This is a genomic window from Nitrosomonas oligotropha, assembly GCF_900106555.1.
GTDB lineage: Bacteria > Pseudomonadota > Gammaproteobacteria > Burkholderiales > Nitrosomonadaceae > Nitrosomonas > Nitrosomonas oligotropha_A.
In genome coordinates, this window is sequence record NZ_FNOE01000007.1 from 81,514 (window position 1) to 94,168 (window position 12,655).

14 protein-coding genes are annotated in these 12,655 nt (G+C 43.8%); all 14 read right to left on the bottom strand.

Annotated elements, in window-relative coordinates:
* Positions 1-28 precede the first annotated feature (28 nt).
* Positions 29-610: an SCO family protein gene (locus BLU57_RS05850; protein ID WP_090317705.1), complete on the bottom strand. Its 582-nt coding sequence runs from the start codon at positions 608-610 to the stop codon at positions 29-31.
* Positions 573-1,301: an SURF1 family protein gene (locus tag BLU57_RS05855; protein ID WP_090317709.1), complete on the bottom strand. Its 729-nt coding sequence runs from the start codon at positions 1,299-1,301 to the stop codon at positions 573-575. The genes BLU57_RS05850 and BLU57_RS05855 overlap by 38 nt, the downstream gene beginning before the upstream one ends.
* 218 nt (positions 1,302-1,519) lie before the next feature.
* On the bottom strand, positions 1,520-2,377 hold the full coding sequence (locus tag BLU57_RS05860; RefSeq protein ID WP_090317712.1) for a cytochrome c oxidase subunit 3: 858 nt from the start codon (positions 2,375-2,377) through the stop codon (positions 1,520-1,522).
* A 36-nt stretch (positions 2,378-2,413) separates the two neighbouring features.
* Positions 2,414-2,623, bottom strand: a complete 210-nt coding sequence (locus BLU57_RS05865) for a DUF2970 domain-containing protein (protein ID WP_090317714.1) — start codon at positions 2,621-2,623, stop codon at positions 2,414-2,416.
* Between the two features lie 12 nt (positions 2,624-2,635).
* Positions 2,636-3,178, bottom strand: coding sequence for a cytochrome c oxidase assembly protein (locus tag BLU57_RS05870; RefSeq protein ID WP_371113144.1), 543 nt, complete (start codon positions 3,176-3,178; stop codon positions 2,636-2,638).
* A 128-nt stretch (positions 3,179-3,306) separates the two neighbouring features.
* Complete coding sequence (ctaD, locus tag BLU57_RS05875; RefSeq protein WP_090317719.1) at positions 3,307-4,893, bottom strand: cytochrome c oxidase subunit I; 1,587 nt, start codon at positions 4,891-4,893, stop codon at positions 3,307-3,309.
* Between the two features lie 12 nt (positions 4,894-4,905).
* Positions 4,906-5,727, bottom strand: coding sequence for a cytochrome c oxidase subunit II (gene coxB / locus BLU57_RS05880; protein ID WP_090317722.1), 822 nt, complete (start codon positions 5,725-5,727; stop codon positions 4,906-4,908).
* A 732-nt stretch (positions 5,728-6,459) separates the two neighbouring features.
* Positions 6,460-7,131 carry a Bax inhibitor-1/YccA family protein gene (locus tag BLU57_RS05890; protein WP_090317729.1) on the bottom strand — a complete coding sequence of 224 codons (672 nt, stop codon included), beginning with the start codon at positions 7,129-7,131 and terminating at the stop codon, positions 6,460-6,462.
* A 125-nt stretch (positions 7,132-7,256) separates the two neighbouring features.
* Entirely contained in the window at positions 7,257-7,691 is a 435-nt protein-coding gene (locus tag BLU57_RS05895) for a hypothetical protein (protein WP_090317733.1), read from the bottom strand.
* Positions 7,692-7,717: 26 nt separating this feature from the next.
* A complete protein-coding gene (gene ruvB, locus BLU57_RS05900; RefSeq protein WP_090317736.1) occupies positions 7,718-8,764 on the bottom strand; it encodes a Holliday junction branch migration DNA helicase RuvB in 1,047 nt (348 codons plus the stop codon).
* 22 nt (positions 8,765-8,786) lie between these two features.
* Positions 8,787-9,371, bottom strand: a complete 585-nt coding sequence (gene ruvA / locus BLU57_RS05905; protein ID WP_090317739.1) for a Holliday junction branch migration protein RuvA — start codon at positions 9,369-9,371, stop codon at positions 8,787-8,789.
* Positions 9,368-9,886, bottom strand: a complete 519-nt coding sequence (ruvC, locus tag BLU57_RS05910; RefSeq protein WP_090317742.1) for a crossover junction endodeoxyribonuclease RuvC — start codon at positions 9,884-9,886, stop codon at positions 9,368-9,370. Before ruvC ends, ruvA begins: the two co-directional genes overlap by 4 nt.
* Before the next feature lie 27 nt (positions 9,887-9,913).
* Entirely contained in the window at positions 9,914-10,639 is a 726-nt protein-coding gene (locus BLU57_RS05915) for a YebC/PmpR family DNA-binding transcriptional regulator (RefSeq protein WP_090317745.1), read from the bottom strand.
* Positions 10,640-10,792: 153 nt separating this feature from the next.
* Positions 10,793-12,649 carry a glutamine--fructose-6-phosphate transaminase (isomerizing) gene (gene glmS, locus BLU57_RS05920; protein ID WP_090317747.1) on the bottom strand — a complete coding sequence of 619 codons (1,857 nt, stop codon included), beginning with the start codon at positions 12,647-12,649 and terminating at the stop codon, positions 10,793-10,795.
* Between the last annotated feature and the right edge of the window lie 6 nt (positions 12,650-12,655).

Sequence of the window (12,655 nt, forward strand, 5' to 3'; positions counted from 1 at the left end):
GTTTTCTACGAAGAGAAAACTGCCATTCTTAATGCTCTATCTGTGATACGTGTAGCAGTCTTTTTAGATCCTGCCCCATTTTTGTTCCATCAACTTTTTCCGGGAATCGCATCATTAAATTGCCTATCGGATCGATAAGATAAATATGCTTTGTTTGCGTTTCTGCATTTTCTATAAAACTTAAAATCTCACTATCTTTCGCATTCACAAAAAACATACCTTCATATTCTTTAATTAGCTCAGCATCAGGTGCCCTATCGTCATTAATAAGCCATAACCGTTCAATCCGATGCTTTTGTTTTCCCTGCACAAGCCTTACTTGACGCATGAAATATAGTTTTTCCTTGCATGCTTCATCGCAATGACCTGAATCTACTGTCACTAATACCCATTTACCATGCAGATCCTTCATGCGTAGAATTGTATTATCCGTCAGATTAGTGCCTTTTCCCCCAACCTTCACAATCGGTAACAAATCACCGTAATGTGTACTTTCAGGTTTATATCCGAAGAAATAAAGCGCGTAAGAAATTACTACCGGAGAACACATCAGTGCTAATAATAATAAAAACTTACGTCTGTTCGTTTTTTGAATTTTTTCGTTTGACATTCAACACTATGAAAATAATTACTGCTGTCGCAGCTAATGAAAACCATTGAACCGCATAACCAATATTTTTAGAAGCACCTGAATCAGGTTTACTCCAATCCCTTATTAATCCGTCTTTTTCTTCACTTTTCTGAAGTAACATTAGCGGCTGCAATGTTAAACCAGTAACTTCCTGATAACGCTGTAAGTCGAAATTATCCCAAACCTGTCCTTCAATAGCTCTATCCGAAAGCTCGAGTGTTCTAATTTCAGGCGAAGCTGCAATTCCTGTAATTTTTACTTCACCACTTACTTCTGCAACGGCTGGTAATACTGACCGGTCCGATCCCGTTGCAACCCAACCTCTATTTACTGCCACATGCAACGCGCTGTTCAAAATTTTAAGCGGTGTGATAACGTGGTAGCCTGCTCGACCATGGTATGTTTTGTTATCCAAATAAATTGTATGCTCCGGTAAGTATTCTCCACTTACTTCTACATCGCGATATTGAAAATCTTTTAACTTCACCAAGGTACCCGGCAATAAAACTGCAGGCTGCTTTGCGTATTGCTCCAATTGTTCAAATTGCGCGCTCTTTTCTTCTGCACGCGATAATTGCCATTTACCAAGTTCAATAAAAATTATTACAGAAACAATCGTGATTGCAATTGCCCACAATCTTGGCTCAAAGCGATACCCTAATAGATTCATTTTATTTGAATATTGCTATAAAAATTGTGAATTGCTTCGAGTGAACTACCTAAATCAGAGATTTTTTATTGAAAGATACGATCCAAATTGGTTATTTAATCTTTTAAACAAAGATTCCAGCCGTTTACACACTTTATTGCTGCGCTTTCACTTTAACTTGAAATCCACAACTTTCTCGGTGCAAAGGCTGGAATCTTAACTTGCTATGACTGAATAACTTACATCAGATATACAAATACAAACAATCCAAGCCATACCACGTCAACAAAGTGCCAGTACCATGCCACACCTTCAAAACCAAAATGATGTTCTGGTGTAAAGTGACCAGCTACGCTCCGGAAATAAATCACAATCAGCATGATCGTACCGATTGTCACATGGAAGCCATGGAATCCGGTCAACATGAAAAATGTAGAACCGTATGCACCTGTCGTCATCTTCAGATTCAGATCATTATATGCATGGATATATTCGTATGCTTGACATCCAATAAACAACGCACCTAAAAATATAGTTGCCAGCAACCATAATTTCAGTCCGTCACGTCTGTTTTCTTTCAATCTCCAATGCGCGAATGTAACTGTAACACCTGATGTTAAAAGTAACAGCGTATTAAATGCTGGCAATCCCCAAGCACCCATCGATGTAAATTTCTCATGCACACCTGGACCAGCTGTTGGCCATGTACCGTCATAGGCTGACCAGAAAGAATTACCTAACACCGTACTTTCTTCTTGTAACCATGGTATCGAAAGATTGCGCATGTACCACAATGCGCCAAAGAACGCACAGAAAAACATAACTTCAGTGAAAATGAACCAGCTCATCCCCCAACGAAAAGAGCGATCTACTTGCTCCCCATATTTCCCACTTTCACTTTCCCTGGCTACTGTTCCGAACCAACCGAACAACATATAAATTAAAATTGCAAAACCTATCGCTAACAGACCGTAGCCTAACTCCATTTTATTCATAGTCAGGGCTGCGCCTGATCCCATAAACAAAATCGCCGTTGATCCAATGATTGGATATGACGATGGAGCTGGGACGTAATAATGTCCTGATTCTTGACTCATTCTTCTCTCCTCCTACTTTTATGTTTTTCTCAAATTCTAACTAACAACTAATCTGACTAAAAGCATTACGCTTATTACAAAAAGTGCACCACCTATAATTCCGCCGATGATTAATTGAACTGGCTTCAGCGTTGCCGCATCTTTTTCAAGATCACTCTTTTTTCGTATCCCCATAAAGGCGAACATCACTGCTTTTGCAACCTGCCAAATTGTTCCGCTGGTTTGTTTATCAGTAACATTGTTCAACTTCTCTATCCCCTATTTTTTGGCTGTACTGCCGCCATCTGGCAATTCAAAAAAAGTGTATGAAATTGTCACAGTATCTACATCGGTCGGCAATCCCGGTTCAATTACAAACTGAACCGGCATTTGCCTTGTTTCATTTGCTTTTAACACTTGTTTTGTAAAGCAAAAGCACTCAAATTTCTTTAAATGCTTTTCCAAAAACCGTGGACTATAACTAGGTATTGCTTGTCCTGCTATCTCACGATTTGAGCTGTTTGTAATTTCGTACATCACAGTAATCGGCTCTCCTGGATGAATGCGAGCGCTAGACTGAAGAGGTTTGAATTGCCAAGGCAATCCTCTTATATTGGCATCAAACTCAATTGTGACCCAACGTGTTTCATCCACCCAGTTATCTTTAGTTAGAACATCTGGCTGTAACAGATTATTAATTCCAGTTACTTCACAAAACTTCTCATAAAATGGAACCAATGCATAGCCAAATACGAACATCACTAATGAGAAAACCATTAGTTTTTTAAACATCAAAACGTTCGCTCTAGAATTGCTATTCATCAATCCCATTGTTTTATGATTACCGTTATATAAAGCGCTATTACTGTCATTAACAGAAACATTGCTGTTCTAACTTTTTTACGCTTCAAATCCGTCTCTTGCGACATACGATTTCCTAGCTGCTCTATTTACTTAACAACAGGTGGTGTTTCAAAGCTATGATATGGAGCCGGTGAAGGCAAGTGCGTCCATTCCAAAGTCGTTGCACCATCCCAAGGCATTTGTGGTGCTTTTTCTCCACCACGAATGCAATTAATCACAATGTACAAGAAAAGCAATTGTGTCAATCCAAATCCAAACGCACCGATACTTGAAATCATATTGAAATCGGCAAATTGGATATTGTAATCCGGAATTCTACGTGGCATTCCAGCTAAACCTAAGAAATGCTGAACAAAGAATGTCAGATTGAAGAAGAACATTGACAACCAGAAATGCGCTTTACCCAATGTTTCGCTGTACATATGACCGGTCCATTTTGGCAGCCAATAATACACACCTGCGAACAATGAGAATAATGCACCTGAAACCAGCACATAATGGAAATGCGCAATTACATAGTAGGTATCTTGTACTTGAATATCAATCGGTACGATTGCGCAAATAACGCCACTGAATCCACCGATCACAAACAAGAAAATAAAACCTATTGCAAACAACATCGGTGTCTCGAAAGACATTGATCCGCGCCACATTGTTGCTGTCCAGTTAAATACTTTCACCCCTGTTGGCACTGCAATCAACATCGTTGCATACATAAAGAACAACTGACCAACAGTTGGCATACCGGCTGTAAACATATGATGTGCCCAAACTACACACGACAAAATAGCAATCGACGCAGTAGCATAAACCATTGATGAATAACCAAATAACGGTTTGCGTGAGAACGTTGGAATAATTTCAGAAACGATCCCAAACGCTGGCAAAATCATAATGTAAACTTCTGGATGACCAAAAAACCAGAAAATATGCTGGAACATTACTGGATCACCACCGCCAGCTGCATTGAAGAAGCTTGTACCAAAATGACGATCGGTCAATAACATGGTTACCACACCTGCTAATACTGGCATTACTAATACCAACAAATAAGCGGTAATCAACCAAGTCCATACAAACATCGGCATTTTCATCAACGTCATACCAGGCGCGCGCATATTCAAAATGGTCGTTATGATATTGATCGAACCCATGATTGAGGATGCTCCCAAGATATGTACTGAGAAAATCATCAGATCAACACCCAAGCCACCTTGTACTGATAGTGGCGGATAAAAAGTCCAACCACCTGCTGCTGCCCCACCTGGCACAAAGAACGAGCTAACAAGCAAAGTTCCCGCTACAGGCAATAACCAAAAACTCCAGTTATTCATGCGCGCAAATGCCATATCCGGCGCGCCAATCATTAGCGGCACTTGCCAGTTCGCAAACCCCACGAAAGCCGGCATAATGGCGCCAAACACCATAATTAAACCATGGAGAGTCGTAAATTGATTAAATAATTCAGGTTCTAAGATTTGAATCCCTGGCTGGTATAACTCTGCGCGAATACCCATAGCCAAAAAACCACCCACAAGAAACATGGTAAAACTGAACCATAGGTACATCGTACCAATATCTTTATGATTGGTCGTTCTAACCCAACGCATTATCCCACTGGGATGATGATCATCATGTCCGTGACCGTGTGCGTCACCATGTACTGCTGCCATAATTATCTCCTTTTACTTATTTTCTACATGCATTGATGTTTTAACTGCAGATGCATTCAACTGAGCAGCAGCCCATTTCGAATACTCACCTGCTTCCATGACTTCTACCACAATCGGCATAAATCCATGATCTTTACCACACAATTCGGCACACTGACCACGATAAACCCCTGGTTTGTCCGCCGTGAACCATGTGTCACGAATAAAACCCGGCACAGCATCCTGCTTGATACCCAATGCTGGTACCCACCATGCATGAATCACATCGTTTGCTGTCAGTATAATGCGCACTTTTTTTCCAACTGGCACCACTACACGATTATCCACTTCCAGCAGATAGTTCTCGCCTTTAGGCGCTTTATTCTCAACTTGAGCTGGCGGTGTCGAAAGCTTGCTATAGAAACTAATACCCTCACCCTCACCTTGGAGATAATCATAGCCCCACATCCATTGATAACCAGTTGCTTTAATGGTCATATCAGGACTTGATGTATCTTTCATTGCAATTACTGTTTTTGTTGCTGGATAAGCCATCACAATCAAAATAATACAAGGTATGATGGTCCAAATAAACTCAACGGCTGTACTGTGATGAAAATTCGCCGCCTTATAACCCAAAGACTTTCTATGTTTGAGTATCGAATAAAACATAACCCCAAACACAGCTATGAATATAGCCAAGCATACCCACATAAGCATAATATGCTGATCGTAGATCTCTCTTGCTATGACACTCTGCGGTTCTGGAAAATTATATTTAGATCCTACCGCCATGCTTGAGTACAAAGCAAGAGCGGATATCCCCGACAGCGTTACTACTGATTTACTTCTCATATTTCCCCCCCACATGATTACTAATTTTACAGATTCAGGTACAACTAAGAACGCTACCTACCTGTACGCTTTTTTTGTTCAGCCAGCTAACGGAAGTCATACGCCAGAATCTTACTTTGTTAAAACCACACCATGATTGACGCTAATTACATTTCCTTGGCCGAATTTCCTAATTATCTGCAACTTAGATTTTCTTAGTTATAGATATCTTCTACATGCTAATTAATCGAATGGAAATTCTAGCATGTCACCGCCACTCAAACAAGGAAAAATCATGATTTTTATAGCAATATTCCCATGCTTATAAAATGGTATTGCCCTAAGAACACTGCCAAAAACGCTGCATAAAGCAGAAAATTTCATCTTAATTATTGACACAAATGCAACGCTAAAATGCATCGTCACTGCATTCAATCTAAAATTTTCTTTAATTGAAATTCTTTTGATCGAAGACAAAATAGAGTTACACCAGCATTACCAAAAACGTGACAAATAATGCTATAACTATGACAGGAATGACAAAACCCATCCAATCGGATGATGTTCCTTGTGGACTGTGTTTTATCCTTTCCCGGGCTGCTGGAAATAAAATAATAATGAATGCGAGTAATGCTAAGGCAGAAATAATCTCCATCCACTCCATAATTGCTCCCGATTTAATTACACGCTCACTCCAAAACAAAGCCCCGGCTAAACCGGGGCTTCAAATGCCTCAAACAGCACGCTCAGGAATTAATCATCGTTGCTCATAATTCCCAATATTTGCAGCAGACTGATGAAGATATTAAAAATTGTCATGTACAGTCCAATCGTTGCCAACACATAATTGGTTTCGCCACCATGAATAATGCGGCTGGTATCGTGCAGAATAAAACCGCTCATTATCATGATGACAACAGCGGAAATCATTAATGACATGGCCGGTATCTGCAGAAAAATATTAGCCAGCGCTGCCAGCAATACCAGCAGGAAGCCCACCATCAGGAATCCGCCCAAAAAGCTGAAGTCTTTTTTTGTAGTCAATGCATACGCGGACAACCCCATAAATATAACCCCCGTACCGCCTAGCGACAAAGTAATGATATTTCCGCCATTAGGCAAAGATGCATACATGCTCAGCACTGGACCTAGCCCAAATCCTAGCATTCCAGTTATCAAAAAAACGATTCCGATACCTGCTGGTGAATTAGCAAAACGGGGTAAAACAAACATGGCGATTACCATACCGCCGATAACAGAAATTAAATAGGTCATCGGTGGCGTATTCATGAACATTGAAAGCGCGGCGGTGAATCCGCTGAACAGCAATGTCATGGATAAAAGCAAATAGGTATTACGCAGCACTTTATTTGTTGCAATCGCAGATGTAGATCTTTGCGCAACTGTCGAGTAATTTTGATTCATTTAAATAATCTCCCCTGTGAAATTAATACCAAACTATCCTCTAGCGACTGCTATGACTACTATATCCAAAATATAGTTCAAACTATCATAGCATGGATTATGTCAATATTTTAATTACATTATTCTTACTTGGCCTTTGCTAAAGTAAAGTTATAAACAAGAAAAAATCCGCCACGTTCAATCAAAGTAATATTCAAATTGACAAGACCTGCATCAAATTTGGCTATACCGGAATAATTGGTCCGTTTTTCACCCACCAGCGAGAATGCGCTCACCGTACGCGAAAAATTAAGTTCCTGAATGGATTGAAATCGGCCAAAACCGCGATACAGTTTTAACAACTCATCCAATTGCTCGTCATTGATTGTTTGCTTGGCTTCCGGTGCCAAGTGAAGCAGCAATTTTTGTTTTTCCCAACTGGAAATTTCAGTGAGAATCTGAGCAACGGCCGGTTCCGCAGCCTTAGTGTAGTAGCTTTTTTCACGATCGGTATAAAAATACAACATGACAACCGATGTCAGCAAAAGAGCGACGATAATGCGCAATGTATAGATTTGCATAAATTTTGAGATACTAAAACTAATAACTAGAAATTATCTTCTTCCCACAGATCATTACTGAGTCCGTCTCTGGGCAAGGTAATACCAAAATGCCGATACGCTGCCGCTGTTGCCATCCGGCCTCTCGGCGTCCGTTTCAGGAACCCCTGTTGGATCAAATAAGGTTCCAATACATCTTCAATCGTATCCCTTTCTTCACTGATCGCTGCAGCGAGATTATCAACGCCAACCGGCCCACCGCTGAATTTCTCCAGCACCGCTAACAATAATTTTCGATCCATGATATCCAGGCCTATGGCGTCCACATCCAGCATGCTTAAGGCCGCATCCGCCACTACACGTGTGACATGCCCATCGGCTTTGACTTCAGCATAATCACGCACCCGGCGCAACAATCGATTCACTATTCGCGGCGTACCGCGCGCGCGGCGCGCAATTTCAAACGCGCCATCCGGGGATATTTTTACATTCAATAAGCCTGCGGAACGGCTCACAATCTTGCTCAGCTCTTCCGGTGTATAAAACTCCAGCCTGGAAACGATGCCAAAGCGATCACGTAACGGATTAGTCAGCATACCGGCGCGCGTCGTAGCACCTACCAGGGTGAACGGCGGCAAATCCAACTTAACCGACCGCGCCGCCGGTCCTTCACCGATCATTATATCCAACTGATAGTCTTCCAGCGCCGGATACAGAATTTCCTCGACCATAGGCGATAAGCGGTGAATCTCGTCGATAAACAATACATCATTGGGCTCCAGGTTGGTCAGCAAAGCGGCCAAATCACCCGGCCGCTCCAGAACCGGACCGGAAGTTTGCCGCAGATTAACCCCCATTTCCCTGGCGATAATGTGTGCAAGAGTGGTTTTACCTAAACCCGGAGGACCGAATAACAACACATGATCAAGCGCCTCGCGCCGCTTCCTGGCTGCCTCAATGAAAATCAGCAACTGCCCGCGTATTTTTTCCTGACCAACATATTCCTCCAGTTGCTTCGGGCGTAACGCGCGCTCCAGAATTTCTTCCTGCGATGATGAAGTAATTGCGGTAACCAGTCGATCCGTTTCGATCATTCACTACTCCTCATTCAGTCGGCTACCTTTCCTTCGATAATAACTGCAATGCATGGCGTATGCCTTCCGATACCGTTGCTGTTGAAGAGATCTGCTTGATCGCCCAGCCTGCCTCACGATCATTATAACCCAGAGATAACAATGCATTGAGTATGTCACTATCCTGCGTGGGTGCAGCGTGGGTTTGGTCCGGACTAATCGCGGCGGAATCCAGTTTATCGCGCAATTCCAGCAACAAACGTTCCGCCGTTTTTTTTCCGATACCTGGCACTTTGATTAGCCGCGCACTATCCTGTGCACCAACGGCACGGTGCAAATCCGGCACGCTCAGCCCCGATAAAATTGCTAATGCGGTTCTTGCGCCTACACCCGAAATTTTTATCAGCTGACGAAAAGTTTGTCGCTCCGATTCTGTTGCAAAGCCGAATAATAGATGCAAATCTTCCCGTATCACCAGATGGGTATACAACGTTACTTGTGCACCAAGCGCCGGAAGCTCATAAAAAGTACTCATCGGCACGTCGATCTCGTACCCGACCCCTTGCACATCCAGTAAAACCTGCGGCGGATGTTTTTCCAGCAATACACCAGTTAATCGCCCGATCACACCAAACGCCCCCGTTTCATGCGGTAACCTGTTGTTGCAATTCTCCCCAAACCAAGCCCGCCATGCGCATGACAGATCGCGCAAGCCAAGGCGTCCGCGGCATCGGCACTCGGGCTGCCGGTCAATCTGAGCAAACGCACCACCATCTCCTGTACTTGGTTTTTTTTTGCATGCCCATTCCCGACCACGGCTTGTTTTATTTGCAACGCGGTATACTCTGACACCATTAAATCATTCATGACGGCGGCACAAATAGCTGCGCCACGCGCCTGACCAAGTAATAAGGTAGTTTTAGGATTGATATTGACGAAAACTTGTTCGATGGCGACATGCTCGGGTTGATACTGAGCAATGACTTCACTCAAGTTATTCAGAATTAATTTCAAACGGGAAGGTAACTCACCTGCCAAGGTCTTGACGCTGCCGCTACTGACGTAGGTTAGATTACTCTCGCTTTTATCAATCACGCCAAAACCAGTAATACGTAAACCCGGATCTATGCCAAGAATGCGGATTTTATCACCTGCTGATCGGTGGAATTTCTATTCATCAAGTACGGCCGTAGTGTAAACATTTTGCACATCATCAAGATTTTCCAAGGCGTCCAGTAGTTTCTGCATTTTTACTGCATCATCGCCCGTTAAAACAGCTTCATTACCGGGTTTCATAGTGACTTCCGCCAGTTCAGCTTTAAATCCGGCTTTTTCCAGTGCTACCTTTACATTGATAAATTCGTAAGGCGCTGTAATCACTTCGATACTGCCGTCTTCATTGCTAATCACATCTTCTGCACCGGCTTCCACTGCGGCTTCAATCAGTTTATCTTCATCGGTTTCCGGAGCGAAAATCAACTGCCCGCAATGTTTGAATAAGAAACTGACGGATCCATCCGTACCTAGATTTCCGCCATATTTGGTAAATGCATGCCGTACATCGGCCACGGTGCGGACACGGTTATCGGTCATACAATCCACCATGACGGCGGCACCCGCGATCCCATAGCCCTCGTAACGGATTTCTTCATAATCGACGCCATCCAGCGCGCCGCTGCCGCGCTTAATTGCACGTTCGACATTATCCTTGGGCATATTCTGATCGTATGCTTTGTCCACCGCCAGACGTAAGCGCGGATTGATGTCCGGATCGCCGCCACCCATGCGGGCAGCAACGGTTATCTCCTTGATTAGCCGCGTAAACACTTTACCCCGCTTGGCATCTTGTGCAGCTTTTTTATGCTTGATATTAGCCCACTTACTATGACCCGCCATTTGTATATACCTTTTGTTTAAGTATTTTTATATTACCACCCTGCATCCCTTGGATAAAGTATCAAACTTCATGAACAATGAAAGAAGAAAGAGCAGCTCAGTGGTATATATACAGCCTTATTGAAAAAGATCCAGCGTACGCAATAGCAATTTTTATTCAACCGTCACTGCTTTTGCCAGATTTCGCGGCTTATCGACATCGGTGCCTTTCACCAAGGCAACATGATACGCCAGCAACTGCAGCGGTATGGTATGCAGTATCGGACTCAGCAAACCGGCATGTTCCGATAAACGAATAACATGTTCATTTTCACTCTGCGCAATCTGTGAATCCGCATCTGCGAATACATATAACTCGCCACCTCTGGCATGCACTTCCTGCAAATTCGATTTGAGTTTCCCTAACAATTGATCGTTTGGCGCTATCGCAACAACCGGCATTTCATCATCTACCAAGGCCAGCGGCCCATGCTTCAGTTCTCCAGCTGCGTAGGCTTCCGCATGGATATACGAAATTTCCTTGAGTTTTAGAGCTCCTTCCATGGCAATCGGATAATGAACGCCGCGGCCGAGAAATAATGCGTGGCGCTTCTGCGCAAAACTTTCCGCCCAAATGCGCACTTGCGGCTCGACTTGCAGCGCATGCTGCAAAGCCATCGGTAAATGACGCAGCGTCATGATCATCTGTTGCTCATCTTGCGCGGATAATTTATGGCGCATTTTTGCCAACGTTACTGTCAGCAGCAACAGTGAAGCTAATTGCGTAGTAAATGCCTTGGTCGATGCCACACCGATCTCGGGCCCGGCACGCGTAAGAAAGCGCAAGTCAGTTTGGCGTATCAACGCGCTTTCCGGCACATTGCAAATCGCCAAACTATATCGATGACCCAGTTTCTTGGCGTAATTGAGCGCTGCCAACGTATCTGCGGTCTCACCCGATTGCGAAATACCAACCACTAACGTATGGGGATCCGCGATCGGATTGCGATAGCGGTACTCGCTGGCAATCTCAACGTTGCATGGAAGACCTGCAACGGTTTCCAGCCAATAGCGCGCAACCAGTCCGGCATGATAACTGGTCCCGCATGCAAGAATGAGAATACTCTTGGTTTGGAAAAATACTTTTTCGGCCTCGCTGCCAAACAAATTGGGCGAAATAGATTGCGCATTGAAGACCATTTCCAGGGTGTTAGCCACTGCACTCGGTTGCTCGAAAATTTCTTTCTGCATGTAATGGGTATAAGGCCCGAGCTCAATCGCTTCGGTGGAAAGATTGCTCTCGTGTACTGTCCGTTTTACTTCCCTGACCGAGTTACCCTGCAGACAATTCACGATTCGATACCCATCGCGAGTCAGCTCGGCTACATCACCTTCTTCCAGGTAAATCATATTCCGGGTCGCTTTTAACAACGCAGAAGCATCGGAAGCAGCATAATTGCCGCTTTCGCCCAATCCCAGCAACAATGGAGCGCCATTACGCGCTACCACAATTCTTTCCGGCCGGGCTTCTTCCATCACAGCGATCGCGTATGCGCCTTGCAGTTCGTCAATAGAAGTGCAGACTGCGGTTAACAAATCGTCAGTATGCTTGAGATTAAACGCGATGAGATGCGCAATGACTTCCGTATCGGTGTCAGAAACAAATTCATATCCTTCAGCTTGCAAGCGCTTACGCATGACTTCATGATTCTCAATGATGCCATTATGCACAACCGCTATCCGTACCGATGAATCCGGCATTCCGGAAAAATGGGGGTGTGCATTGCGCTCGGAAGGTGCGCCATGCGTTGCCCAGCGGGTGTGGGCAATACCGGCAAAGCCGTGGGTATTTTTTTCGTGAGCGAGTTTCTGCAACTCGGTTACACGGCCTGTTGTTCGCAGTCTTTGCAGACCGTTGCAGGTAACGACGAGTCCGGCGGAATCATACCCGCGGTACTCCAGGTGTAATAATCCATCCAGCAATACCGGAACAACATTATTATTAGCTACTGCACCAACTATTCCACACATAGCGCA

Bases quoted from the DNA above. Each gene is read 5' to 3' on its own strand.
- BLU57_RS05870 (WP_371113144.1), bottom strand. From the start codon at position 3,178: ATGAATAGCAATTCTAGAGCGAACGTTTTGATGTTTAAAAAACTAATG.
- BLU57_RS05915 (WP_090317745.1), bottom strand. From the start codon at position 10,639: ATGGCGGGTCATAGTAAGTGGGCTAATATCAAGCATAAAAAAGCTGCA.
- BLU57_RS05895 (WP_090317733.1), bottom strand. From the start codon at position 7,691: ATGCAAATCTATACATTGCGCATTATCGTCGCTCTTTTGCTGACATCG.
- BLU57_RS05850 (WP_090317705.1), bottom strand. From the start codon at position 610: ATGTCAAACGAAAAAATTCAAAAAACGAACAGACGTAAGTTTTTATTA.
- glmS (WP_090317747.1), bottom strand. From the start codon at position 12,649: ATGTGTGGAATAGTTGGTGCAGTAGCTAATAATAATGTTGTTCCGGTA.
- BLU57_RS05860 (WP_090317712.1), bottom strand. From the start codon at position 2,377: ATGAGTCAAGAATCAGGACATTATTACGTCCCAGCTCCATCGTCATAT.
- ctaD (WP_090317719.1), bottom strand. From the start codon at position 4,893: ATGGCAGCAGTACATGGTGACGCACACGGTCACGGACATGATGATCAT.
- coxB (WP_090317722.1), bottom strand. From the start codon at position 5,727: ATGAGAAGTAAATCAGTAGTAACGCTGTCGGGGATATCCGCTCTTGCT.
- ruvB (WP_090317736.1), bottom strand. From the start codon at position 8,764: ATGATCGAAACGGATCGACTGGTTACCGCAATTACTTCATCATCGCAG.
- BLU57_RS05855 (WP_090317709.1), bottom strand. From the start codon at position 1,301: ATGAATCTATTAGGGTATCGCTTTGAGCCAAGATTGTGGGCAATTGCA.
- BLU57_RS05890 (WP_090317729.1), bottom strand. From the start codon at position 7,131: ATGAATCAAAATTACTCGACAGTTGCGCAAAGATCTACATCTGCGATT.